Origin of the sequence: Corallococcus caeni (genome assembly GCF_036245865.1) — a bacterium.
Lineage (GTDB): Bacteria > Myxococcota > Myxococcia > Myxococcales > Myxococcaceae > Corallococcus > Corallococcus caeni.
The window spans coordinates 286,202-309,765 of record NZ_BTTW01000007.1; the positions used below are offsets into that span (position 1 = coordinate 286,202).

17 protein-coding genes are annotated in these 23,564 nt (G+C 71.0%); 9 read left to right on the forward strand and 8 right to left on the reverse strand.

Translation table 11 applies throughout. The features are described 5' to 3' along the window. Nucleotides 1-5: 5 nt before the first annotated feature. On the forward strand, nt 6-2,480 hold the full coding sequence (locus AABA78_RS28220) for a cation-translocating P-type ATPase (protein WP_338267629.1): 2,475 nt from the start codon (nt 6-8) through the stop codon (nt 2,478-2,480). 72 nt (nt 2,481-2,552) lie between these two features. Here AABA78_RS28220 and AABA78_RS28225 read toward each other — a convergent pair whose 3' ends face one another. Together AABA78_RS28225 and AABA78_RS28230 are read right to left on the reverse strand one after the other, a co-directional pair. Next, nucleotides 2,553-2,963 (reverse strand): VOC family protein, encoded by a 411-nt coding sequence (locus tag AABA78_RS28225; protein WP_338267630.1) that lies wholly within the window; start codon nt 2,961-2,963, stop codon nt 2,553-2,555. 119 nt (nt 2,964-3,082) lie between these two features. Next, nucleotides 3,083-4,453 (reverse strand): FAD-binding oxidoreductase, encoded by a 1,371-nt coding sequence (locus AABA78_RS28230; protein ID WP_338267632.1) that lies wholly within the window; start codon nt 4,451-4,453, stop codon nt 3,083-3,085. A gap of 271 nt (nt 4,454-4,724) precedes the next feature. Here AABA78_RS28230 and AABA78_RS28235 point away from each other — a divergent pair, with 271 nt between their 5' ends. Beyond that, the gene (locus AABA78_RS28235) at nt 4,725-5,417 is read left to right on the forward strand and encodes a response regulator transcription factor (RefSeq protein ID WP_338267633.1); all 693 of its coding nucleotides are present in this window, start codon (nt 4,725-4,727) and stop codon (nt 5,415-5,417) included. Next, nucleotides 5,414-6,817 (forward strand): sensor histidine kinase, encoded by a 1,404-nt coding sequence (locus tag AABA78_RS28240; RefSeq protein WP_338267636.1) that lies wholly within the window; start codon nt 5,414-5,416, stop codon nt 6,815-6,817. Before AABA78_RS28235 ends, AABA78_RS28240 begins: the two co-directional genes overlap by 4 nt. On the opposite strand, the gene AABA78_RS28245 is transcribed toward AABA78_RS28240, so the two are convergent. The 4 genes from AABA78_RS28245 to AABA78_RS28260 form a co-directional block, all read right to left on the reverse strand. After that, nucleotides 6,809-8,416, reverse strand: coding sequence for an ABC transporter substrate-binding protein (locus AABA78_RS28245; protein WP_338267638.1), 1,608 nt, complete (start codon nt 8,414-8,416; stop codon nt 6,809-6,811). The two genes, AABA78_RS28240 and AABA78_RS28245, sit on opposite strands and share 9 nt — an antisense overlap. 11 nt (nt 8,417-8,427) lie before the next feature. Continuing rightward, entirely contained in the window at nt 8,428-9,552 is a 1,125-nt protein-coding gene (locus tag AABA78_RS28250) for an SCO family protein (RefSeq protein ID WP_338267640.1), read from the reverse strand. Beyond that, nucleotides 9,549-11,534, reverse strand: a complete 1,986-nt coding sequence (locus tag AABA78_RS28255) for a YncE family protein (RefSeq protein WP_338267644.1) — start codon at nt 11,532-11,534, stop codon at nt 9,549-9,551. Before AABA78_RS28255 ends, AABA78_RS28250 begins: the two co-directional genes overlap by 4 nt. Before the next feature lie 98 nt (nt 11,535-11,632). Continuing rightward, entirely contained in the window at nt 11,633-16,846 is a 5,214-nt protein-coding gene (locus AABA78_RS28260; RefSeq protein ID WP_338267646.1) for a copper oxidase, read from the reverse strand. Between the two features lie 438 nt (nt 16,847-17,284). Between AABA78_RS28260 and AABA78_RS28265 the strand changes: the two genes are divergently transcribed. After that, nucleotides 17,285-18,739, forward strand: coding sequence for an RluA family pseudouridine synthase (locus tag AABA78_RS28265; protein ID WP_338267647.1), 1,455 nt, complete (start codon nt 17,285-17,287; stop codon nt 18,737-18,739). Nucleotides 18,740-18,852: 113 nt separating this feature from the next. Continuing rightward, nucleotides 18,853-19,389, forward strand: a complete 537-nt coding sequence (locus AABA78_RS28270; RefSeq protein ID WP_338267649.1) for a hypothetical protein — start codon at nt 18,853-18,855, stop codon at nt 19,387-19,389. Nucleotides 19,390-19,407: 18 nt separating this feature from the next. Here the strand turns inward: AABA78_RS28270 and AABA78_RS28275 are convergent, their stop codons facing one another. Then, entirely contained in the window at nt 19,408-19,824 is a 417-nt protein-coding gene (locus AABA78_RS28275) for an EamA family transporter (protein WP_171419266.1), read from the reverse strand. A gap of 244 nt (nt 19,825-20,068) precedes the next feature. Between AABA78_RS28275 and AABA78_RS28280 the strand changes: the two genes are divergently transcribed. Next, the gene (locus tag AABA78_RS28280; protein ID WP_338267653.1) at nt 20,069-20,686 is read left to right on the forward strand and encodes a DUF2716 domain-containing protein; all 618 of its coding nucleotides are present in this window, start codon (nt 20,069-20,071) and stop codon (nt 20,684-20,686) included. Between the two features lie 15 nt (nt 20,687-20,701). Here AABA78_RS28280 and AABA78_RS28285 read toward each other — a convergent pair whose 3' ends face one another. Further along, nucleotides 20,702-20,896 carry a hypothetical protein gene (locus AABA78_RS28285; RefSeq protein ID WP_120530191.1) on the reverse strand — a complete coding sequence of 65 codons (195 nt, stop codon included), beginning with the start codon at nt 20,894-20,896 and terminating at the stop codon, nt 20,702-20,704. Nucleotides 20,897-21,005: 109 nt separating this feature from the next. Here AABA78_RS28285 and AABA78_RS28290 point away from each other — a divergent pair, with 109 nt between their 5' ends. From AABA78_RS28290 to AABA78_RS28300, 3 genes are all read left to right on the forward strand, one after another. Continuing rightward, nucleotides 21,006-21,620, forward strand: coding sequence for a hypothetical protein (locus tag AABA78_RS28290; RefSeq protein ID WP_338267655.1), 615 nt, complete (start codon nt 21,006-21,008; stop codon nt 21,618-21,620). 77 nt (nt 21,621-21,697) lie between these two features. Continuing rightward, entirely contained in the window at nt 21,698-22,210 is a 513-nt protein-coding gene (locus AABA78_RS28295; protein WP_338267656.1) for an FHA domain-containing protein, read from the forward strand. A gap of 71 nt (nt 22,211-22,281) precedes the next feature. Continuing rightward, on the forward strand, nt 22,282-23,559 hold the full coding sequence (locus AABA78_RS28300; protein WP_043323281.1) for a Stp1/IreP family PP2C-type Ser/Thr phosphatase: 1,278 nt from the start codon (nt 22,282-22,284) through the stop codon (nt 23,557-23,559). Nucleotides 23,560-23,564 lie beyond the last annotated feature (5 nt).

The window sequence follows — 23,564 nt, forward strand, 5'->3', positions numbered from 1 at the left end:
CTGTCATGGATCCGACGATCGAGGGACAGGAGCCGCCAGGCCGGAAGCCCCAGGGGACGGAGCCCCTCCAGGGCGCGTCCGGCCTCACGTCCCAGGAGGCCGCTCGACGACTGCGTGAGCAGGGGCCCAATGAAATCCGGCGGGCCGAAGCCCGGTCCCCGGTGCGTCAGTTCCTCGAGCAGTTCAACTCGCCGATGATCTGGCTCCTGCTGGGCGCCTGCATCCTGTCCGGCTTCATCGGGGAGCTGGCGGACGCCGTCGCCATTGGCACCATCGTCCTCTTCAACGCGCTGGTGGGCTTCTTCCAGGAGTACCGGGCGGAGCGCGCGGTGCTGGCGCTGCGGTCCATGACGGCACCTCGCGCGCGCGTCCTGCGCGACGGCCGCTCCCGTCTCGTTCCCGCCGCCCAGGTGGTCTCCGGGGACGTGCTCGTCCTGGAGGCGGGCGACGTGGTGGCCGCGGATGCGCGGCTGCTCGAGGCCCACTCGCTCGCGACGAACGAGGCCCCACTGACGGGCGAGAGCACGCCAGTGGAGAAGCACGCCGTGCCGGTGGCTCCGGAGGCTCCGCTCGCGGAGCGCCATGACTGCGTGTTCCTGGGAACCGCGGTCACGAGCGGGACAGGGCGCGCCGAGGTCATCGCCACCGGGATGCGGACGGAGCTCGGGAGGATCGCGCACCTGCTCGAATCCGCGGAGGAGAGCGTGACGCCCTTGCAGGTGCGCCTCGCGGGCGTGAGCCGCATGCTCCTCTTTCTCTGCCTGGGGCTGGTCGCGGTGGTGTTCGTGCTGGGCCTGCTTCACGGGCAGCCTTGGCTGGTGGTGCTCCTGAGCGCCACCTCGCTCGCCGTCGCCGCCGTTCCCGAGGGCTTGCCGGCGGTGGTCACCATCGCGCTGGCCATCGGCGTCCAGCGCATGGCCGGGCGCAATGTGCTGGTGCGCAAGCTGCCGGCGGTGGAGACCCTGGGCTCGGCGTCCGTCATCTGCACCGACAAGACGGGCACCCTCACCACGGGGCGGATGACCGTCCGGGAGCTGTGGGGACAGGACGGGCCGGCGCTCCTCTTCGCGGCGGCTGCCTGCTGCGACGCGGAGCTGGGCGAGGAGGGCCGGACCGGGACGGGAGACCCCACCGAGGTCGCGCTGCTCCTGGCCGCGGCCGAGCGGGGCATCCGCCGCGAGGACATCGAGCGGGAGCGCCCCCGCAGGGCGGTCCTCCCGTTCGACTCCGACCGCAAGCGGATGTCCATCCTCCGCGCGGACGGCGTCCTCTACGTGAAGGGCGCCGTGGACGTGCTGCTGCCCCGGTGCGGCTCGGGCACGCAAGGGGCGCTCGCCGCCAACGAGGACATGGCCCGCCGCGGGCTGCGGGTGCTGGCCGTGGCCACCGGTCATGACACCCACGAGGAGGAGCTGCGCTTGCTGGGCCTCGTGGGGATGGCGGATCCGCCGCGCACGGACGCCATCGACGCGATCGCCGCGGCCCGGCGCGCGGGCGTGCGGACGGTGATGCTCACGGGGGACCACCCCATCACGGCCCAGGCCATCGCCCGGGAGATGGGCATCCTCCACGCAGGGGAAGCCCCGTCCCTGGCCGTCCATGCCCGCGTCACGGCCGAGGACAAGCTCAAGATCGTCCGCGAATGGAAGGCCCGCGGCGAAGTGGTGGCCATGACGGGAGACGGCGTGAACGACGCGCCGGCCCTGCGCGAGGCGCACATCGGCATCGCGATGGGCCTGACGGGCACCGAGGTCACCCGCGAGGCCGCGGACATGATCCTCACCGATGATCGCTACTCCAGCATCGTCGCCGCCGTGCAGGAGGGGCGGGGGATCTTCGAGAACATCCGCAAGACGCTGGTGTACCTGCTGGCCGGCAACTCCGGGGAGCTGGCGCTGATGCTGGGTGCCTCAGTGGCCGGGCTCCCGGCGCCCCTGCTCCCGCTGCACCTGCTGTGGATCAACCTGGTCACGGATGGACTGCCCGCGCTGGCGCTGGTGATGGACCCGACGGACAAGGACGTGCTCGAGCACCCGCCGCGCCGGCTGGAAGAGCCCATGCTGGGCCGTTCACAGTGGGGCGCGGTGCTCTTCACCGGCGCGCTGATGGCCACGGTGGGCCTTACGACCTTCATCTGGACGTATCACTCGCGTGGACTGGAGAGCGCGCGCTCGCTGACCTTCTTCATGGTCATCTTCTCCGAGCTGTTCCGGGCGTTCGCGGCGCGGAGCCAGACGCGGCTCTTCTGGGAGGTGGGCGCCTTCACCAACCTGCGGCTGCTCGGGGTGGTGGGGGTGTCCACCGTCGTCCAGGTCGCCATCCACTACTTCCCGGCCACGCAGACGCTCTTCCGGCTGGAGCCGTTCTCCTGGAGGGAGTGCGCGCTGGCGATGCTGCTGGGGCTCATTCCCGTCAGCGCCGTCGAGCTGTCCAAGCTCGCACACCGCTTCCCGCGGCGAGCACCCTCGCTCACGGATTGAAGCGGTGTGGGGGGCTGATGCAGCTCACGACGGACAAGCGCCGTCACGAGGGCATGAAGCGCCCTCTCTGAGTCACTGCTGCGGCTGCGCGGCGGCGGGGTCCATCCAAAAGGACTCCCACTGGTGGCCGTCCAGGTCCTCGAAGCTGCGCTGGTACATGAAGCCCTGGTCCATCTTCTCCTTGGTCTCCTTCGCGCCCGCCGCCAGCGCCTTCTCCATCAGCGCGTCGACCGCAGCACGGCTCTCCGCCGTCAGCGCGATGATGACCTCGGTGGCCTTCTTCGCGTCCGAGATGTCCTTCTTGATGAAGCTCTTGAAGAACGGCTTCACCAGCAGCATCGCGTAGATGTCCTCGCTGATGATCATGCAGGTGGCGTTGGCGTCGGTGAACTGGGGGTTGAACGAGTAGCCCAGCTTCGTGAAGAACCCGACCGCGCGGTCCAGCGACTCGACGGGGAGGTTGACGAAGATCTTGGTGCCCATGGTGCGTCTCCTGACGGGAATGGATGAGGTGAACGTCGCCTTCATCCCCGCGACGAACGCACCCCCGCGGGATCGACACCGGATTTATTTTTCCGCGCGCCCCCGCCAACCCGCCGGAATCACAGCACCTTGCCGGGGTTGAGGAGGCCCAGTGGATCGAGCGCGCCCTTGATTGCCTGGTGCAGGCGCAGCGTCTCCGGACCCAGCTGCGCGCCCAGGAAGCCGCGCTTGAGGGAACCCACCCCGTGCTCGCCCGTGATGGTGCCGCCCAGGGCCAGCGCCGCGCGCAGGATGTCGTCGAACGCTTCCTTCGCCCGCGCCAGGGCCGCCGCGTCCTTCCGGTCGAAGACCACGGTGGGGTGCATGTTCCCATCGCCCGCGTGCCCGAACGTCCCGATGAGCACCCCATGCCGCTCCGCGATGCGCTCCACTTCGGCCAGCAGCTCCGGGATGCGCACGACGGGCACGCCCACGTCGTCCAGCAGCGTGGCGCCGCGCTGCTCCAGCGCGGGGAAGGCGAAGCGCCGGGCGCCCATGAGGAGCTCGCCCTCGACCTCGTCGGCGGTGCTCATCACGGTGGTCGCGCCGGCCCGCTCACAGGACGCGACCATCAGGGCCAGCTCCTCTTCTCCCTGCGGACCTCCCGCGTCGGAGCGCGCCAGGAGCAGGGCCGCGGCTTCGACGTCCAGGCCCATGGGCTTCCAGGCCTCCACGGCGCGCACGGTGGTGCGGTCCATCAGCTCCAGCAGGGAAGGGCGCGTGCGCTCCATGATGTCGCAGACGGCGGTGCCCGCGCTCACGAGCGTCGGGAACGCGGCCACCAGCGTCGTCGCCTTCGGCGGCCGGGGCCGCAGCCGCAGGGTCGCCTCGGTGAGGACGCCCAGCGTGCCCTCGGAGCCGACGAAGAGGCGCGTCAGGTCATAGCCCGCCACGTTCTTCACCGTGCGTCCGCCGGTGCGCACCACGGTGCCGTCCGCGAGCACCGCCTCCAGGCCCAGCACCGCGTCGCCTGTCACGCCGTACTTCACGCAGCACAGGCCTCCCGCGTTCGTCGCCAGGTTGCCGCCGATGGAGGAGAACTCCCAGCTCGCGGGATCCGGCGCGTACCAGAGGCCCTGCTCCGCGGCGGCGGCCTTCACCGCGCCGTTGAGTGCGCCGGGCTGCACGACGGCCAGCATGCCGCGCCGGTCCACCTCCAGGATGCGGTTCATCCGCATGAGCGACAGGACGATGCAGCCGTCGCTCGCGTTCGCGCCGCCCGACAGGCCGGAGCCCGCGCCCCGGGGCACCACCGGCACGCGCAGCGCCGTGGCCACGCGGAGCACGGCCTGGACCTCGGCGGTGGAGGCGGGCCGCACCAACACACGCGGCATGCCCGAGGGCGCCCACTCGGCTTGATCGTTCCGGTGCGCCGCGAGCACGTCCGGATCCGTGATGACCGCCTCCGCCGGCAACACCTCCGCCAGCGCCCGCTCCACGTCGACCGTCATGAGGGCCTCCCAGGCTCCGGAGCGTGAACGCCGGGCTGCTCGCCCGTCATCCATTCCCTGACGCCGGACCTCCAGCTTGCCTCGGAGCCGGGGTCGCTTCACCCCGGCCCTGCGCTGAAGTCCCCCTCGGTGTGACAAACGCGTGGCGGGCGTCCGTTGGACCCCGCGCGACACCGGCCTTCCGGGGAGGCTGGTCCCCGAGTGGGGGACCGTGAAACAATCCGTAACACTTCGTTTCCGGATGGCGCGGTTCGAGGAGGGGGTACAGCACATGAAATTCCTGCTCGTCGAAGACGAGGCGAAGATGGTGCTCCTGCTTCGCAAGGGATTGGGGGAAGAGGGGCACACCCTGGATGTCTGTTCGCGGGGCAGCGAGGCGCTCGCGCTGGGATGCCCGGAGGACTACGACGTCATCGTCCTCGACTGGTCGCTGCCGGACACGGATGGCATGACGCTGCTCAAGGGCTGGCGCGAGGCCGGCGTGCGCACTCCGGTGCTGATGCTGACGGCGCGCGGCACCACCGCCGACAAGGTGAAGGGCCTGCGCTCTGGCGCGGACGACTATCTGGTCAAGCCCTTCGACTTCGAGGAGTTGCTCGCGCGGCTGGAGGTGCTGGGGCGCCGGAGCGAAGCGAAGGACGGCGTGGTGCGCCTGGGGGAGCTGGTGCTGGATCCCGGCCGGCGCATCCTGCGCCTCGGTTCGCGCGAGGAGTCGCTCACCGCGCGCGAGTTCGCCCTCTTCAGCGCCCTGGCGCGCCATCCCGGTGAGCCCCAGGTGCGGGCGCGGCTGATGGAGCAGACGTGGGGGCCGGACTTCGACGGCAGCGCCAACGTGCTCGACGTGTACGTCGGGTACCTGCGCACGAAGCTGGAGCGGATGGAGGCCACGCACGTCACCATCCGCTCCGTGCGGGGCGTGGGCTACAAGCTCGTGGTGGCGCTGCCGGGTGGGCTCCCGGCATGAAGCTGACGCGGCGCCTGTGGTTGCACGGGGCCCTGCTGCCCGCGCTGGCCACGCTGGGCGCGCTGGCGGTCGCGGGGCAGCTGTTCCGCGCGGACCTGGAACGCTCGCTGGATCGCGCGCTGCTTGCGCAGGCCGCCGTGGAGAGCGTGAGCCTCTTCGACGGTCCCGGGCAGAAGGTCCACCTGCACATGGCCGTCTCTCCGCTGGTGGAGGCGGTGCGCCCCTTCGCCCCGCAGGGCTACCTCTACCAGGCGGATGGGCGGCTGGTGATGCGCTATCCACCGGTCGCCGAGGGCGCGCCCGAACCGCCGCGCCGAGTGCCGGGCAACCGGGAGGGTCCTCCGCTGCTGACCACCGAGGTGGCTCCGGACGGAAGCCGGTGGCGCGAGGTCATGGTGAACGTGCGTTCGCCGCAGGGGGAATGGTACGGGCTGCGGTTGCTGGCCTCGCTGGGACAGGTGGACCGCTCGGTGGAGTCGTTCTTCCGGATGGCGTTCTCCCTGACGGCGCTCATGGGAGGGCTGCTGCTCATCGTCCAGACCTTGCTCGCGCGCCGGTTGTCGCGGCGGCTGGGGGCCATTGCCCGGAGCCTGGACCGGCTGCGCGAAGGGGACTTCACGCTGTCCTTCGATGGGGACACGAGCACCGACGAGATCGGCCAGGTGGGCGCGGCGCTCCGAGAGGCCACGGCGCGTGTGCGCGGCGCACGCGAGGCGCAGGAGCGGCTCATCGCGAACGCGGCGCATGAGCTGCGCACGCCGCTGGCGCTGATGCGCACCAGCCTGGACCTCGCGCTGCGGCGCGAGCGGAGCCTGGAGGAGCTGCGCGCCGCGCTCCAGGACGCGCGCACGGAGGTGGACCGGCTGGCGGTGCTGTCGGACTCGCTGCTGGACATGGCCACCGCGGGGCGCGGCGCGTGGGATTGGAAGAAGGGGGACCTGGGCCTGCTCCTGACGCACGCGGTGGAAGGTGCCCGCGCGGAGGCCGAGCGGCGGGGCCTGCTCATCCACCTGGAAGCGCCCGCCGGGACGCAGGCCCCGTTCGACGCGGGCAGCCTGCGGCAGGCGGTGGACAACCTGCTGGGCAACGCCCTCAAGTTCTCCCCGCGGGGCGGAGAGATTCACGTCCGGCTCGCGGCGGAGGCGGGGCGCTTCCTCGTGAGCGTCAGGGACACCGGCCCGGGCATCCCCCTGGCGGAGCGCGACGCGGTGTTCGAACCCTTCCACCGCGTCGCGGGCGCGGAGCCCAGGCCCGGCGCGGGGCTGGGCCTGGCCATCGTGCGCGAGGTCGCGCGGCGGCACGGGGGTTGGGCCTACGTCGCGCCGGGGACGGGGCCCGGCGCCGAGCTGGTGCTGGAGCTGCCGGCCGCGCCGCCCCTGGAGGGCCGGGCCTCAGGGTGACAGGGGAATCCAGTCTGACGCGGCCCGCAGGCGTCCCGTCGCTTCCAGCGTCGCGAGCTGCGCGCCCTGGACGCCGACCCTGCGGTTCACGCCGAAGCTGACGGGCGGAGAGACCCCGGTGTCGAAGTCGCGCAGGGACTCCAGTTGCTGTTGAAGCCCCGCGCGCGTGAGGTCCGCGCCCGCGCGGGTGACGGCCTCCACGAACACCCGCGCGGCGGCGTAGGCCCCCAGCTGGAAGGCGGTGTGGCCGGGCTTCAAGCCGTGCCGGTCCATGAACGCGGTCAGCGCCTCCAGGTCGGGCGCGTGCTCGCCCAGCCCCAGGGGCGACAGGAAGGTGACCTGCCCTTGCGTGAGCTCCGGCCGTCGCGGATCCGCGAGCGACCCCGGGGCGAACACCGGCACCTTCATCGCGCGGGCGGCCAGCGTGCGCACGAGCAGGGCCAGTCCCTCGGACGTCCCGGTGTACAGCACGGCGAACGGCGCCGGCCCCGGCTCCGTCTCCTCCAGCGCGAGGCCCCAGTCCAGCGGCGGGGCCAGCTCCCGGCGGTCCGCCTCCGCGCGCACGGCCTCCCACCACGCGCGTCCGGCCGCGTCCCCTGGATGCACCACCGCGAGCGGCTGCCGGCGCAGCCGGGGCGCCTGCGTGCTGGCCAGGTGCTGCACCGCGAGCCGGGCCAGGGCGGAGGGCTCCGGGTAGAGGAAGAACACCGGCCCCTCGTCCGGCGGCGGTCCTGGCTCCAGCGGCAGGGGCAGCACCAGCGGCGCGCCTTCGCGCTCCAGCCGCGCGTCGGACGCGAGCGTCGCCGGGCGGAGGCTGGCCACCAGCGCGAAGACGTCCCGCTCGAGCAGTCGCGCCGTGGCATCCGCGCCCGCGGAGGACGCGGCCGCCGCGTACAGCGCCGCGTCGTCCTCCACCACCAGCTCCAGCCGGCGCCGGAAGACTCCGCCGCGCGCGTTCACGTCCTCGAACATCGCGCGCACCACCGCCTGGACCTCCTGGCCCACCGGCGCCAGCGGCCCCGTCAACGGCAGCGCCGCGCCCACCGTGAGCGTCGTCGCGGAGAGGCCGGGATCCGGCGCCACATCCAGCGTCTGGAGGTAGCCGAGCAGGGCGTCCGCGTCCGCCTCCGTGATCACGTAGCGCGGCATGGCCACGCCCAGGGGACGGCCGCCGGCGGAGCGGCCCTCCGTGATGGCGCGCAGCAGCGTGGCGCGCGTGTACGCGGGGCGTGAGCGGTCCTCGATGTCCTCCAGCCCCACCGCGCGCGCATGCTGGAGCGAGCCGGGAGTGATGTCCGGCACCTCCACGCCGCCCTCACGGCTGCCCCGTCCGGAAGGGCCGTGGCACCGGGCGCAAGCGGCGACGGCCCCTTCCAGCTCCACCCGCTCGGGCCCCAGGAGGCCGGTGAGCGGTGAGCCCTGGGGGGATTGGCCCCGCTGGAAGAAGCCGCGCCCGCGCCTCACCTCCTCGGGAGTCGCGGCCCGCGCAGGGGCCTCGCGCCTGCAACCGGGCAGCAGCAGTCCGGCCGCGAGCACCAGCACCACGCCCCACCGCGCCCCTGGCGTGAGCCCCGTCCCGTCACCGCGCCTCCCGCGCATGCCGTGCCCCCTCACCTGGGATCGTTCAGGTGTTCCACGGCGGCGACGATGTTGTCCGCCATCGCCATGGCCGGGGACTTGACCCACATGCCCGTGGAGGCGTCACCGATGAGCAGCGTCGTGTTGTGCTCGTCCGGCTTCTCCGCGTAGCCGCCGAGCTTCTTCAGCACGAGCGTGAGGTTCTCCCTGGAGCCCGTGAGGAAATACCACCCCGGCTGCGCGCCGAACTTCTTCGCGAACTTCGCCAGGTTCTTCGGCGTGTCGTTGGTGGGGTCCACGGAGAGCGTGAGCATGTGCACGTCCTTGCCCATGCGCCCCGCCAGCTGCTTCTGCACCTGCGCCAGGTGCTGCGTGATGGGGGAGCACGCGCCCTTGCAGGACGTGAACGCGAAGTTGATGAGCACCGTCCGGCCCCGCACCAGGTCCTCGTAGAAGCGGTGCGTCTTGCCGTGCTGGTCCACCAGCTCCGTGTTGGTGAAGTACTTCGCCGCCGCGGCGTCCTGGGCGGCGGTGCCGTCCACGGCGGCCAGCTCGGGTGGCGCGGCGGAGGACGCCTGGGCCTCCTTGACCGCCTCCACGATGCGCGAGGGGCTGCCCAGCCCGTCCACGCGCGTCCACCGGCTGGTGAGCGCGTTGCCCACGAGCACGAGCGGCCGGTGCGACTCCTTGTCCGGCACGTAGCCCCCCAGGGCCACCAGCGCCTCCTTCACCTTCGCGGGCTCGCCGGTGAGGAAGGACCAGTCCGGCCCGGGGTGGAAGGGCTCCGCGAACTTCGCCAGCCGCTCCGGCGTGTCGTTGTTCACGTCCAGCGTGATGGAGATGAAGCGCACGTTCGACTTCGGGCCCAGCTCCTTGCGCGCCCGGGCCAGCGTGGCCGTCACCGGCGTGCAGATGGTCTTGCAGCGCGTGAAGATGAAGTTGATGGCCACGGTCTGCCCGCGCACCAGGTCCGTCCACAGCTTCACCTGCCGGCCGTGCTGATCCACCAGCGCCACGTCTGGCACCGTCACCTCCAGGGACGCGGGCGCCGCCGGCTGGGCGGGGAGGGGGACGCGCACGTCCTCTTGCGCGTGCGCGAGCGGCGCGCACGTCAGCGCCAGGGCGAACAGGGCCTGCTTCAGGGAGGGCATCGTCATGGGGTGGACTCGGAGGTGAGGGCGGCCGCGAGCGGGGACGACACGCCGAGGGTGGACGTGGGCAGGCGGCCCAGGTCGAGCCCCCGGCCCTCCACGCCCACCACGAACTTGTATTGGCCTGGCGACGGCGGCCGGAAGTCGACCTCGAAGACGCCGTCAGCGACGCGCCGGGGTTCGGTGCGCACCTGCCAGGTGCCGGGCGTGCGGAACAGCAGCACGCGGATCTCCTCCGGCGCCACCGGGGGCGCGCCCGTGCCCGCGGTGGGCTCCAGACGGAAGCGCAGCGGCACCGTCTCTTGTGGCGCGAAGGTCCGCTTCGCGTCGAACTCCGGCGTGAGCTTCAAGGGCAGCACCTTCGCGAACGACGCGTCCAGGGGGACCTGGCCCACCGTCCACTCCATGCACGCCACGACCCGGGGGTTGTCCAGCAGCACCTGGACGTCATAGGTGCCGTTCTCGCGCACGCTGCCCCGGGCGGTGAAGACGCCGGGCTCCACCTCGCGCAGCGAGCGATCCAACACCATCACCGCGCGGGGCTCACGGCCGTAGTTCAGGTGCGTGCCGCGTGGGGCCATCATGCCTTCCTGGTAGAGGAACAGCGCGCGGTCCGCGTTGCCCGCGACGATGACGCCATTGCCCTCCGGCAGCGGCGCGATGGGGTCCGACCGGCCCAACTCCCGTGCCTCGGCCGCGGGCCGCTGGCCCATGGTGATGCGCACCTGGGCGGGCGTGCCGGTGCCCTCCAGCGTCTTCAACTCCACCAGCGTCACGTGGCTGTCGGTGGTGTTGCGCACGTAGGCGAACGCGTCCGTGAACACGACGGAGTCCGGCGCGGAGAAGCCGGTGAGCGTGTGGGCCACCTGGCCGGAGGCCGCGTCCAGGATGTCCACGGTGTGGGTGTCCTGGTGCACCAGGAAGGCCCAGCGGCCGGTGTTGTCGAAGCGCAGCGCGTCCAGCCCGCCCTTCACCGGGATGCGGCGCGACACCTCGCGGCGTGCGGCGTCCACCACCACCACCTCGTGCGCTCCGGGCCTTGAAGCGAAGAGGGCCCGGGCCACGTCGCTCCAGGCCAGCGCGGTGACGCCCGCGCCCACCTCCACCCGGCCCAGCACCTCGCCGGAGGCCACGTCCAGCGCCGTCAATGCCGTGGCGTCGCGGGCGGAGACCCAGGCGGTGCGTCCGCTGTCGGAGAAGCCGAAGGCGTGCGGGCCCGCCCCCACGTCCACCGGATCGCGCACGGCATGCCCGGGCGTGTCGATGACGCTCACCGTGCCGTCGCCGTCGTTGCTCACCCAGGCGGTGAGGCCGTCCGGAGACAGCGCGATGCGCCCCGGCTGGCGGCCCACGCGCAGTGGGCGCGTCACCACGAAGCGCTGGGCGTCCACCACGGACACGGTGTCCTGCGCCGGCACCGTCACGTACAGCGCGGAGCGGTCCGGCAAGAGCGCCCAGTCCGCCGCGCCACCGCCCACGGACACCAGGTGCTGGAGCTTTGTCCGGTCGAAGGCGATCTGCGGATTGATGACGGACACCGTCTGGTCGTGGTTGAGCGTGAGGAACCAGTACGCGTTGAAGTCCACGTCCGCCTGCGCGGACAGCAGCCCGCCCAGGTACGTCTTCACGCGCGCCGTGCACGCGGCGTCGTCCGGAGCAGGCTCGCCCTGGGGGCGCAGGCGCATCCACGCCAGGGGACGGCGCCCCGCCAGGGGCTCGCCCGTGCGCGCATCCGTGACGGCGACGCGCGCGACCGCCTGGAGCGGCGAGCCTTGTCCGGCCTCCAGTGGCCGGGGCATCAGCGTCAGGTCGAACGCGAGCGATACCCCCTCGCGCGTCACCTTCACGGCGGGCGCGGTGAGGGGCGAGGGCGCGGACCGGGGGGCCGCGGGCGCGGCGGGGACTCGCGAGAGGAAAACGTGACCACCCATGGCGAGGAGCCCGGTGGACAGCAGACCGGCGGTGGCGAGGACGAAGGGCTTGCGCATGGGCGGTTCGAAGAGGTGAGGCCAGCAACGAGGAAGGGGGCGGCGCGAGGGGAAGGGGAGCCTTCCACCGCCGCGCCGCCCGGGAGGGGGCACCGGGGCTACTCCACCCGGTACACGCCCCACAGACCGCCGCTGCTCCAGAGGAAGCTGGGCATGTCGCGGTACAGGTAGTCGCCCGTGACGCCGTAGGCGCCGCCCGCGCCGTACTCAGGGACGATGTTCCAGTGGTGCATCACGGACGACCCCCCCTGCGTGGAGATGACCGGCGACGTGGCGTTGGGGCCCATCACCCGCGACTGCGCGCCCGCGGCCCAGGGGTTGCGGTGCCACTCGGCGCCATGGATGCTGAACGCGTGCTGCCGCGAGTGGCCGGACGGCTGTCCCACGCGCCAGCGCACCGGCTCACCCACCTTGGCGGTGAACACCGGCGTGGCCGGGTCACCGTGGGTCGCGCTGCTGAGGATGGCGGTGAGGTCGTAGTTGTTCGTGTCCTCCGGCGGCGTCTGCGGCGGGACGCCCAGGCGGGCCCACAGCGGCTCGGTGCGGTAGTTGAAGCCCTTCTGGCCGGTGTCCTGCGAGTCGTCGATGCCGTTGGTGTTGCGCAGCGCCGTACCGCTGTTCAGCCCGCTGGCGCCGGAGTCCTGGAAGCGGGGGTTGTCGGTGTGCAGGCCCAGGTCGTCCTGGTAGAGCAGGACGAACTCGCGGAACGTCTGCTTGCTGCCGTCCTGGCGCGTGTAGCGCACGCGCGCCTGCGCGTCCGTGCCGGAGTCGGTGCTCCAGTCCGCGTCCTTCGGCTCGATGACCAGCGCGCCAATGGCGCCGTGCATGCCGTGGTTCACCACGTCCGCCATGTTGCGCAGGTTGACGATGCCGAACTCCATCGGCGTCACCTGGCCCACCGGGTACGGCGACGTCCAGGGCGAGCTCTTGAACTCGCCCGCGAACCAGCGGTACGTGCGCACGCCGCCCGGCGGCACCGTCTGCTGGGCGTTGAGGCCCACGTTCGCCCCGTCGTCCGTGTTCACGTCCACGTTGACCAGCTGCGGGTGCAGCGAGACGTGGTTGGACATCCGCGTCTGGTTGACGTTGAAGCTGGACGTGATGGCCGAGTGGTGTGCCCACACGTCCTTCTTCGTGGGCACCGTGGCGGGCAGCCGGTTGGTGAGCACCACCTGCACGCACTCGCCGGCCCGCGCGCGGAGCACGAGCGGCTCCGGGGCGCGCTTGCCCAGCTTCAGGTCGGACAGGTACTCGTCGCGGGCGAAGATGATGGCGTCCGGATCATAGAAGCCGTGCTTGCTGTTGTAGACGAGCCGTCCGCCGGGCAGCCAGTTGCGCGCGTCGATGGCGGACACCGTGTAGAGCCGCACCGGCGCGTTGCGCGGGCAGGAGTCAATCTTCACCGGCTTGACGCCCAGCTTCCCGCTGTTCTCGTACTGGAGCACCAGCTCGCGGTCGATCTTCAGCATCGCCTCGCGCTCCTCCAGCGCGAACGCCACGGTGCGCTCCTTCACCTCCTCGCCCTTCTCGTTGATCTCATAGGAGGCCTGGATGGTCTCGTCGGTCTCGCTCAGCCGGGGCAGGCCCGCGCGCTCCGGCATGTCCAGCAGCGCCACGGGCGGGTACGCCTGGAGCGGCTCCTTGCCTCCCGCGGAGACCGCCAGGTCCAGCCGCGGGTTCAGGTCCACCGCGAGCATCGCCACGTCCCCCAGCGAGCGCAGCCCCTTCTGCTTGTTGCGGTACGTGCGCAAGAGGCCCCACATGCCGTTCCAGAGGTCGCCGTTGGAGGCGCTCATGTACATGTAGTCCGCCGTCTCGTAGGCGCCGCCGATGGCGGGCAGGCCGCCGGTCAGCTCGAACTCGAAGTGTTCGGAGATGCCAATGGCCTGGGCGTTCTGGAAGCCGCTGTTCGGGTCGCCGCCCTCGCGCAGCCACTTGTGGCCGTGCAGGCTGAAGCTGTGCTGTTCCTCCTGCGAGCCCTGGACCAGGCGGATCTTGATGCGGTCGCCTTCGTAGCCCGCCATCAGCGGGGTGTAGGGGTCGCCGTGGATGTCCGAGCGGAAGACGTTGGACATCTCCCCCGCCTTGGTGGCGAGCAGCTTGCGGGTGCCGCAGCGCGTGGACCGGGAGGAGATGCGAACCGGGATGGGTTCGTTGCGGTAGTTGATCATCATGCCGCCCGGGTCCGCGGCGCTGATGGCCTCCGGCATGGGGACGGGCTCGAAGCCGACCGCCCAGGGCAGCGCGTCCTCCTTGTAGTTGGGAGGGTTCACGGGCTGGCCGCACTCGTCGTAGAGCGGGTTGTAGTCCATGAAGCCCAGGGTGAACTCGCGGAAGCTCTGGCTGGGGTCCGCGGTGATGACGTCCGCGCGCCAGCTGGTGGGGCCGCCGTCCGCCACGCGTGAGCCGTAGTAGACGCCGGTGCGCGGGTCGCGCCACTTGGAGCCCTTGGGCTCCACGATGAGCGCGCCGAAGAAGCCGTGCTGCTGGTGCGAAGACGGGCCGAAGTGATCATGCGTGAAGACCGTCTCCAGCGTGCGCTGCGCGGACTGGTCATCCGCCCACCAGCGCTGCACCGTGGTCTGCGCCGTGCCCGGCGCGCGGCTGATGCGCGGGTGCGACGCGGGCGCGGAGAGCGTCACCCGGGTGCCCGTCTCACCGACGTTGCCGTCCGCCGCGAAGGCGCCGCCGGCCGCGTTGGCCAGGTGGATGCGCTCCGCCACGGTGTCGGAGGACAGCGTGCCGTCCTCGTAGTTCCAGCCGTTGCCGGCGCCGTCCGCCGCCGTCACGTCGAACTTCACCAGGTGGATGTGCTGCCCGATGACGTCCGTGGGCGTGTAGATCTGGAACGCGTCCGGCTCCAGGTGCTTGGGGATGAGGTTCGTGGCGTAGAAGTTGATGCACTCGCCGGACTGGGCCCGGAAGAAGAACGGCTCGGGCGGGCGCAGGCCGTCCTGCGTCGCGGGCACGTCCTCGTTGAGCACCATCAGCCGGGCCTGCGGGTCATGCCACCCGGCGCGGTTGATGCGCTGCAGGTCGATCTGCAGGTAGGCCGCGCGGTAGTTGCGCACGCCCGCGTTCGCGGGGCAGGGGTCCGCGAAGGGGGCCCCCGCCACCGCCTTGCGCCCGTTGACGGTGAACGTCCCGCTGCCGCCCAGCGGCGTGTACGCGGGATAGCCGGCGGCCGCGTCCCCGTAGAGGGTGGTGACGCCGGAGGCGTTGGGGAACTCGCCCGCGTGGAACGCCATGGCGTTCTGTTCCATGGGGGTGCCGTTGTGGGGGAGCAGCTTGATGTTGAGCGCGGCGGGGTCCACGTCGAAGCGGCCGGAGGCGCCGTACGTCACGGTGCCCACGGCGCGCGTGACGATGTGGCGCGGCAGCCCGCCGTCGTACTCCAGGTCCAGCGGCGCCTGCGGCGCGCGGCGGCCGGACATGCCCGCGATGTAGAAGGGGAAGCCGGGGAACGCCGGGCGCGTCACCGGCCGGCCGTTGGAGTCCGTGACGGTGGTGCTGGCGTAGGTGGGCATGGGCGGCATCGGCCGGTCGGGCAGCGGGATGACCGCGGGGTTGGGCGTGCCGTTCTTGATCTCCGCGTCGGGGAGGCGGCGGTCGCTCGTGCCGGACTCGAAGACGTCGTGCACGCGCCACAGCGCCCACATGCCCTGCGCGAAGTGCGGGTACAGGTGGCAGTGGTGGATGGAGTCGCCCGGGGTGAAGTTGCGGTTGCCGGAGCCGCCGTAGTTGATGTCGTAGGTGAACGTGGAACCCGGCCCGATGGTCTGCGAGTCCAGGTAGTTGGACGCCTCCACGCTGGGAGAGAACTTCCACTGGTGGGCGTGGAGGTGGAAGACGTGCGTCTCCGCGGGGCCCGCGTGGATGTTGCGGATGCGCACCGGGTCCCCCAGGTAGCTGTGGTGCACGTTGGTGGGGTCATCCGGGTAGAGCGCCTGGGTGGCGCGGCCGGAGGCGTCCTTCTCCACGTTCATCGCGGGGTCGCCGTTGGCCCACGACTCCAGGAAGAACTCTTCGTACTCGCAGGTGACGCAGTCCTTGGTGGGGCCAATCTTCGCGCGGTTGGCGAGCAGCTCCGCGCCCAGGCCGGCCACGCCGTAGTTGATGCCGAAGCCGTCGCGCACGCTGTGGAACGTGGGGTTCCACTCCAGCTCGTCGAAGGCCTGAACCGCCTTCACCTCGTCGTGGTAGATGGCGGTGAGCTCGCGGAAGCTGCCGGTGTCGCGTGACGTGGACGTCCCCACCACCGTGCTGGAGTAGCCGGTGATGAGCGCCTCCAGGTCGCCGTGGCGGATGCGGTTGTCCCCGTCCAGGATGGCCAGCAGCGGTCGCCCCGAGCCGTCCTGCGCTTCGTAGTCGATGACGGGCGTGCCGTCGGGGTTGCGGGACGTGGTGACGGCATCCAGCACCTTGCCGGTCACCTTGGAGCGGTACCACCGCGCGCCCGGCGGCTCGACGTTGAGGGCGCCGAAGAGGCCGTGCACCGTGGAGCCGCCGTCGCCCTGGCCGCCGAACGACGCGCCCATGCTGTAGAAGAAGAAGACGCCCTCGTGGTCCGCGTACCAGGTGTACGTGGTGCTGGCGCCGGGGCTCACCAGGCTGCTGGCGTTCTTGCCCACCCAGGCCCCGTCCGAGCCCATGGAGAAGTACTGCAGGCCCTGCACGTGGATGGACGCGGTGCGCGTGGCCGGAGAGTCCTCCCGGTGCGCGTCGTCGAACTTGCCCTCGTCGCCCAAGGAGACCCAGAAGCCGCCGGCGGGCGCGTTCTGGAGCAGCGACTTGACCCGGTCATACGTGGGCGTCAGCACCCACGCGGGCAGCACCTTGCGCAGGAACGTCCAGCCATTGCTGGAGCCCGACGCCCGGCTCACGCCCGGCTGCGACTGGGACGGGCTGGGGATGGCAGAGCGCGTGGGCGCCAGCATGTTGTGGAACTGGACCGTGAGGCAGTCCCCCACGTTGGCGCGCAGCGTGAGCGGGCGCGGGCGCTTGTCCGCCTTCAGGCGGACGTTGCCCGGAATCAGGCCGGGCTTGCCGTCGATGGACTCCACGTCGTCGCGGAGCGCGTAGATCATCCCCGTCGGGTTGTAGGAACCCAGGCGGTTGTAGGTGTAGACCTGATCGAAGGCCACCACCTCCGCGCTGACGGTCCGCGCGCAGGCGGGGGAGGGGGGAGGGACGGGAGCGGGGAAGATCTTGTCCCGGTACGGCAGGTTGACGATCTGGATGCCCTGCGCCGTGGCTCCCAGGCCCGCCGTGCCTTCCGGCGCGTCACCGGGAGCGCGCGGCTCGCAGGCCATCACGCCGCAGAGCGCGGCGAAGAGCGCGGTCCGCCCGTGTCGTGACGCAAGGCTTCTCTTCTGGTGTGAAAACACAACGCCCCCTCGGCATTGCCCGATGTCGTGGATGAGAGTCTTTTATAAAAAGATTCTCAGGATTCACCTGCCGCTCGCGGGCAAGGGAATGGGTGAAACACAGACGGACTTGAAGTGACGTGATTTCACTAGGAGAGGTGCTGACCAGAAGTAAACAGGCCGCCCAAGGCTCTGGATTTGTTGGAGTGGAGACGCTGAAGGTCGTCCTCTCTAAGAGGATTCAAAGGAAGATCAGGGCCGGTGCGCGGCGCCGCGGGCCGCGTCCCAGGCTGAATTCAGGGAATCGGCTGTGATGCTTCGGATGAGGAGGAGCGGGGATTCCGGCCCCCTCCACCGAAGGATTCAGGCGAAGATGCGGGCCGGATGAAGACCCGAACAGACGCGGCGGAGCTCATCCGGACCCTGACGTACTTCGAGGCGCCACGGCCTGAAGCCCTGCCCACGCAACTGGCGAACCCCTTCCACGCGGCGCCTCCCGGCCCCTGGGGACTCCAGGCGGCGGAGGCCCTTCAGCAGCGGCTGCGGGAGACCCCCGCGTACCGCGAAGCCTTGTGGCGGCCCCACTGCGGGAAGATGTTCGGCGTGCTGGTGGTTGCCGCGCAGGACGGACGGGTCGGGTTCCTGAGCGCGTTCTCCGGGATGCTGGGCGGCGCGTGGACCGCGGACGGCTTCGTGCCGCCGCTGTTCGAGCCCCTGGCCCGCGACGCGTTCTGGCCCGCGGGCGAGGCGGAGCTGGCCGCGCTGGAGCAACGGCATGTGCAGCTGTCCCGGGAAGCCGATGCCCTGCGAGCGCAGGGCCCCGTCCATTCGCTCCGGGAGGTGGAAGCGCGCCGGGCGGAAGTGGAGCACGTGCGCGCCGAGCTTTCGCGTGACCTGTGGCGGCAGGTGACGCAGGGCTATGTCATTCCCAATGCCCGCGGCGAAACCCAGACATTGGCCGCGCTGTTCGCGCCAAAGCCTCCCCCCGGAGGCGCCGGTGACTGCGCCGCGCCCAAGCTGCTGGCGTATGCCTTTCGTCACGGGCTCACGCCGCTGGAGCTCGCCGAGTTCTGGTGGGGAGCACCTCCGCTGGGGGGCCGCCGGGAGTCCGGTGCGTACTACCCCGCGTGTGACAACAAATGCGGCACGGTGCTGCCGTTCATGCTGCAAGGCCTGGCGGTGGAGTTGCCGGCCCCCGCCGCGACGGTCAGCGCCGGACCGCGCGTGCTCCATGAGGATGCGTGGCTCCTCGTGGTCGACAAGCCCGTGGGACTGCCCACGCTCCCCGGACGGCATGGGCCCGCGCGCGACTCGGTGCTCGTCCGGCTCCAGGCCAATTTCCCGGAGCTGACCCCCGCCAGCTTCCTCCACGAACTGGAGCCCGATTCCTCCGGCCTCCTGGTCATCGCGCGGGACGCTGCGACGCGGGCCTCGCTCCAGCGCCAGTTCTCCCGTCGTGAGGCGGAGCACCGCCACGTCGCCTGGCTGGACGGCCAGGTGGAAGGAGACGCCGGCACCATCGACCTGCCCCTGCGCGGCACGGCCCAGGTGTCACTGGCGGACTGCGTGGACGCACGCCACGGCAAGCGGACCCTGAGCGCCTGGAAGGTGCTCCGTCGCGAGGCCTCCCGGACCCGGGTGGAGTTCGTGCCGACGACCCAGCTTCCCCACGCGTTGCGTATCCATGCAGCGCATCCGCTGGGGCTGGGACTTCCCATCGTCGGAGATGCGCGCTTGGGACGAGAGGACGCGCGGCTGATGCTCCATGCCGAGGCGCTGGCCTTCGTGCATCCTCGCACGGGCGAGCGTCTGTCATTCACGTCGCCCACGCCGTTCTGAAAGCCAGACCTGGTGGATTGTTTGATCAATCCAATGGGCCTCGGACACCAAGGGAACAGGGAAGGGCGGGAAGGCCCTTCGTGAACAGCACCCCCACCTTGGAGCGGAACCCCATGACTCACGCACGCAAGAACCACCGCCCGAAGTCCATCCTCGCGGGCCTGCTGCTCGCCGCGACGGCGCTGACCGGTTGCGGAGCGGACGACATCAACCGCAAGTACCAGGGGACGTACACCCTGGACCTCCAGCTCGACACCGGCGCGAAGCAGTCGGAAGGAGCGCTGGACGTGGGCTTCAACGTCTACAACGACGGTAACGCCTTCATCACGATGAACAAGCTGCAGTGCTCCCTCGCCGCCACCTACGCGAACATCACCGAGCCCGGCGCGGAAGGCGGCAAGGTGGAGTACGAGGACCTGCGCGACGTGCGCCCGGATCAGATCCACGCATGCCCGGTGCCCGCGGAGCTCGGAGAGAACCTCTGGCTGGACTTCCGCCTGGGCAAGGGCCGCGTCCAGAACAGCCAGCTCACCATCGACTACTCGGGCACGGTGGTGCGGGGCGCGTACGAGGAGGTCAACGCCGGCCAGGGCACCCGCGTGGGCTCCTTCGGCTACACGTTCCTGGGGGACGAGGTCGAGGTGCCGTGAGCCTTGAGAGGCCTTGTCCTACTTGAGGGTCAAGAGCGTGCCCGCGACGATGAGGGCCACGCCCAACCCCAGCCGCCAGGACATCGGCTCCTTGAGGATGAGCACCGCGAACGTCACCGTGAGCGCCAGGCTGAGCTTGTCGATGGGCGCCACGCGTGACGCCGGGCCCAGCTGCAGGGCCCGGAAGTAGGCCAGCCACGACAGGCCCGTCGCCACCCCCGACAGCGTGAGGAACAGCAGCGTCCTGCGGCTGAGCGAGGGCAGGGCGTGCTGCTCTCCCCGTGCCAGCGCGATGCTCCACGCGAAGACGAGCACCACCACGGTGCGCAGCGCCGTGGCGAGCGTGGAGGGCACTCCCTCCACGCCCACCTTCGCCAGCACCGCGGTCAACGCCGCGAACACCGCGGACAGCAGGGCATACATCCACCAGGTCATCTCGGCGCTCCAGCGGGCGAGGTCGGAAACAGCCCACCGTCCGTCTCTGCCTCGCGCGGCGCCTCCGCGCAATCGCGCCGTCCACCGCGCGACACCCGGTGTGGCCTCCGCCAACGTCCTCCTCCGTCCCCCGTCGCGGTCGGCGTCGGATGCCATGCAGCGCCCCGGACCCCTCCTGGCAGGTGATTGCACGATTCCCGTGTTGCGCGCATACCCGGGGTTTCGCGGAAAGGGGGACGCGGTCGTGCTCAAACTCAAGCCGGAACCCGATGCCTGGATGCCGCTGTCGGGCGATGCGGAGCGCCACGCGCTGGACCATCCGTGGCCGTCATCCGAGCAGGACTGTGTCCGCTTCGTCGTCGACGACGCCTTCTTCCGCCTGGAGCACGACGCCCGGCTGGAGCTCTACCGAGACCTGGCGGAGCGGATGCTCGCCGTGTTCCGCGAACTCACCCCGCCCGGCGGCTGGCTCTACGCGCTGGACCCGCAGCACCCCTGCTACCGCCTCTACCCGCACGTCCGCTTCGAGATCGGCGCGACGTTGCAGGAGATGACCGGGCTCTACACGCGCGAACACATGGAGCAGGTGGAGCGCGGCATCCACCCGAGGGCGTTCGAGCCGCGCTGGGCCATGGCCGTCCACCCGGTGGGGGACCCCGAACACCTCTTCGCGCCGCCGGACTTCCACTTCGTCTTCGCGGCGCGCTACCGCGTGGGCAACTTCGACGGGCTGGAGGCCCCGGGCCGTGGCCCCATTGAAACGGAGACCTACGAGCTGCTGGGACAGCGCCTCATCGCCGCCGTGGACCGGAACCCGCCGGCGCTCTTTCGGCGCGCGCGCAGGCTGGGGCCCGAGGACTGAGGTACGGCGGGAACGTCAGGCCGGGCGGGTCACGGCGCGCGGACGCGGCGCGCCCTCGTAGTAGAGGCTGGCCTGCCCCTCGCCGTAGACGACCAGCACCCGGTCGTTCTCCTCCAGGAGCCCCGACGTCTTCTGCGTGACCTTGCGGACCAGCGTGTCGAGCTGCGCCGGACCCTGCTTGCTGCTGGCCCGGACCGTGACGACTGGCATTCGGTGTTCCGCTCCTGGTGACCCCCCGCGACGGACAGGAGGGCCCGCGTGTCATAGCCAACGGAACACTTCGTTGACAAGTGCGCGCTGCCACGGTGGATAGGGTCCCATGCTCCACCTCGCTCGCGCATTGCTGGTTATTTCACTTGCCCTGGTCTCCACCTCCGCCGGCGCGCAGTCGCGCGTGCAGGACGACCTGCGGGGCCACGTGTCGCCCACGCCCGCGTGGCTGCCCCGGGGCGTGTTCCTGGGCACGCAGCTCAACAACGGCGCGGTCATCCCCAACGTGCGCGTGCAGTGGGAGCTCACCCTTTTCCAGGACCGCAAGGACGCGTGGATCGCCATCCTGGAGGGGGGAGTGGGGTGGGCGGCGTCGCTGCCCGACACGGCGCTGGAGGGCTTCTTCCTGCCGGTGTCCTCCTACTACGAGCACACCGTGCAGGCGGGCTTCGGCTACCGCAACCACCTGCCGGGCAAGGCCCACTGGGGCTTCCAGGTGACGGCGGGCCCCACCTTCTACGGCGCCCACTTCACCACCCAGCCGCCGGACCGCCGCACCGCGGGCACCGTCCAGGGCCGCCTCCAGATTGGCTACCAGCTGGAGCGCGACGTGGGCGTGGGGCTCGCCCTGGGCTACTCGGAGCCCTTCGGCCTCAAGAACCGCAGCTTCGCACGGGACTTCGTGGGTGGCGTGAACCTCGGATTTTTCGCGGATTGGCGGTAGAGGCGCGGTACACTCCGTGAGTGGGAGCGGCCCCGCCTGCCGGTGCGGGCCGGGCGCCGCGTCCCCGTTCACGTCCCATGGTCGAGCTGCTCAGTGCCCACGTCGCGCGCTATCTGCGCAACCGCGAGGACTTCGAACGGGGACTCCCCGCCGCGGTCCTCCTCTTCACGCCTCCCCTGGGCGGGGTGCCCCCTACCGACCTGGAGGAGTACCCGCTGCGCACGGTGACCAACGCGGGCCCGGCCACGCTCGGCCAGGACGAACCCGTCGTCTTCCCGCTGCTCAAGTCCCAGGGCAACGCCTTCGGCCGGGGCATCACCGTGGGGCGCACCAGCAACAACGACGTCGTCCTGGATGACGGCAGTGTGTCCCGATTTCACGCGTGGTTTTCGCGGGACACCGGGGATGCGGGTTTTCTGCTGACGGATGCGGGCTCGAAGAACGGCTCGTACGTGGGCGGAGGCCGGTTGTTGGCTCGCAAACCCATGCCGCTGGAGGACGGGGTGCGGCTGCGCTTCGGTCAGGTGGAGGTCAGCTTCTACACGGCGGGCGGCTTCGCGCGCCTGCTGACGGTGCGCCTGCAGCCCTGAAGCCTTGCCACGTCTTCGGCGGCCTGCGTAACGTGCGGAGTCACCCTCTAGGCACGGATGGAGCGTTCGCGGTGGCCTTGACCACAGAAGCCTTCGGGCTGACCGATGTCGGCCGGAAACGGCAACACAACGAAGACGCGATGATGGTGGACGCGTCGCTCGGCCTGTTCATGGTCGCCGATGGCATGGGCGGACACGCCGCGGGTGAAGTCGCCAGCGCGCGGGCCACGGAGGTCGTCAAGCAGCACATCGCGGCCAACCGGCACCTGCTCAAGGACCTGGCGCAGAACCCCACGGCGGACAGCCGCTCCGCCGCCGCCGCGCTGGTGGAGGTGGCGGTGCAGCGCGCGTGCGCGGACATCTACCGCACGGCGATGACGGACGCCTCCAAGCGCGGCATGGGCACGACGTTCGTGTGCCTGGCCGTGGGCGGCAACAAGGGCGTCATCGGCCACGTGGGCGACAGCCGCGTGTACCTGGTGCGGCACGGGCAGTGCCACCGGCTCACCGAGGACCACACGCTCGTCGCAGCGCAGCTCAAGGCCGGCACCATCACCAAGGAGCAGGCCGCCACCTCGCAGTACCGCAACGTCATCACCCGCGCGGTGGGCATCCAGGAGTCCGTCCAGGTCGACACGCTCATCGTGGACCTGATGCCCGGCGACGTGTTCCTCCTCTGTTCGGACGGCCTGCACGGCTACATCGAGGACGAGGAGATCCTGCCCCTGGTCGCGGGGCTGCAGCCCGGGGACCTGCCGCGCAAGCTCGTGGAGATGGCCAACGAGCGCGGCGGCAAGGACAACATCACCGCCGTGGTGGTGAAGGTGGCCGGTGACAGCGCGGCGCTCGCCAGCGAGGAGACGAGCGAGGCGCAGTCGCGCATGGAGGCGCTGCGGAAGATCCCGCTCTTCCGCCACCTCACGTACAAGGAGCAGACGGCGGTGCTGTCCATCGCCACCACGCGCACCTACCCGGCGGGTCGGGAGATCGTCGTGGAGGGGCAGCCGGGCGAGGAGCTCTTCGTCGTCATCCGGGGCCGGGTGGCCATCGAGAAGAACGGCGTGGAGATCGCGGAGCTGCGCTCGGGCGGGCACTTCGGCGAGATGGGCCTCATCGACAACGCGCCCCGCTCCGCCACCGTGCGCGCCACGGAGCCCACCCGGACCATGGTCATCGCGCGCTCGGACTTGATGGGGCTGATGAAGCGCGAGGCCATCCTCGCGGTGAAGATGCTCTGGAGCTTCGTGCAGGTGCTGAGCGACCGGCTTCGCGCCACCAACTCGGAGTTGAGCGAGGCGCGGCAGGAGCTGGCGGTGGCGCAGGCCATCCAGCCGTTCGCCGAAGACTGAGTGGG

What these genes read in the sequence shown, in the direction of transcription:
- AABA78_RS28220 (WP_338267629.1), top strand. Translation starts at nt 6, where the DNA reads ATGGATCCGACGATCGAGGGACAGGAGCCGCCAGGCCGGAAGCCCCAG.
- AABA78_RS28225 (WP_338267630.1), bottom strand. Translation starts at nt 2,963, where the DNA reads ATGGGCACCAAGATCTTCGTCAACCTCCCCGTCGAGTCGCTGGACCGC.
- AABA78_RS28230 (WP_338267632.1), bottom strand. Translation starts at nt 4,453, where the DNA reads ATGACGGTCGACGTGGAGCGGGCGCTGGCGGAGGTGTTGCCGGCGGAG.
- AABA78_RS28235 (WP_338267633.1), top strand. Translation starts at nt 4,725, where the DNA reads ATGAAATTCCTGCTCGTCGAAGACGAGGCGAAGATGGTGCTCCTGCTT.
- AABA78_RS28240 (WP_338267636.1), top strand. Translation starts at nt 5,414, where the DNA reads ATGAAGCTGACGCGGCGCCTGTGGTTGCACGGGGCCCTGCTGCCCGCG.
- AABA78_RS28245 (WP_338267638.1), bottom strand. Translation starts at nt 8,416, where the DNA reads ATGCGCGGGAGGCGCGGTGACGGGACGGGGCTCACGCCAGGGGCGCGG.
- AABA78_RS28250 (WP_338267640.1), bottom strand. Translation starts at nt 9,552, where the DNA reads ATGACGATGCCCTCCCTGAAGCAGGCCCTGTTCGCCCTGGCGCTGACG.
- AABA78_RS28255 (WP_338267644.1), bottom strand. Translation starts at nt 11,534, where the DNA reads ATGCGCAAGCCCTTCGTCCTCGCCACCGCCGGTCTGCTGTCCACCGGG.
- AABA78_RS28260 (WP_338267646.1), bottom strand. Translation starts at nt 16,846, where the DNA reads ATGGCCTGCGAGCCGCGCGCTCCCGGTGACGCGCCGGAAGGCACGGCG.
- AABA78_RS28265 (WP_338267647.1), top strand. Translation starts at nt 17,285, where the DNA reads ATGAAGACCCGAACAGACGCGGCGGAGCTCATCCGGACCCTGACGTAC.
- AABA78_RS28270 (WP_338267649.1), top strand. Translation starts at nt 18,853, where the DNA reads ATGACTCACGCACGCAAGAACCACCGCCCGAAGTCCATCCTCGCGGGC.
- AABA78_RS28275 (WP_171419266.1), bottom strand. Translation starts at nt 19,824, where the DNA reads ATGACCTGGTGGATGTATGCCCTGCTGTCCGCGGTGTTCGCGGCGTTG.
- AABA78_RS28285 (WP_120530191.1), bottom strand. Translation starts at nt 20,896, where the DNA reads ATGCCAGTCGTCACGGTCCGGGCCAGCAGCAAGCAGGGTCCGGCGCAG.
- AABA78_RS28290 (WP_338267655.1), top strand. Translation starts at nt 21,006, where the DNA reads ATGCTCCACCTCGCTCGCGCATTGCTGGTTATTTCACTTGCCCTGGTC.
- AABA78_RS28295 (WP_338267656.1), top strand. Translation starts at nt 21,698, where the DNA reads ATGGTCGAGCTGCTCAGTGCCCACGTCGCGCGCTATCTGCGCAACCGC.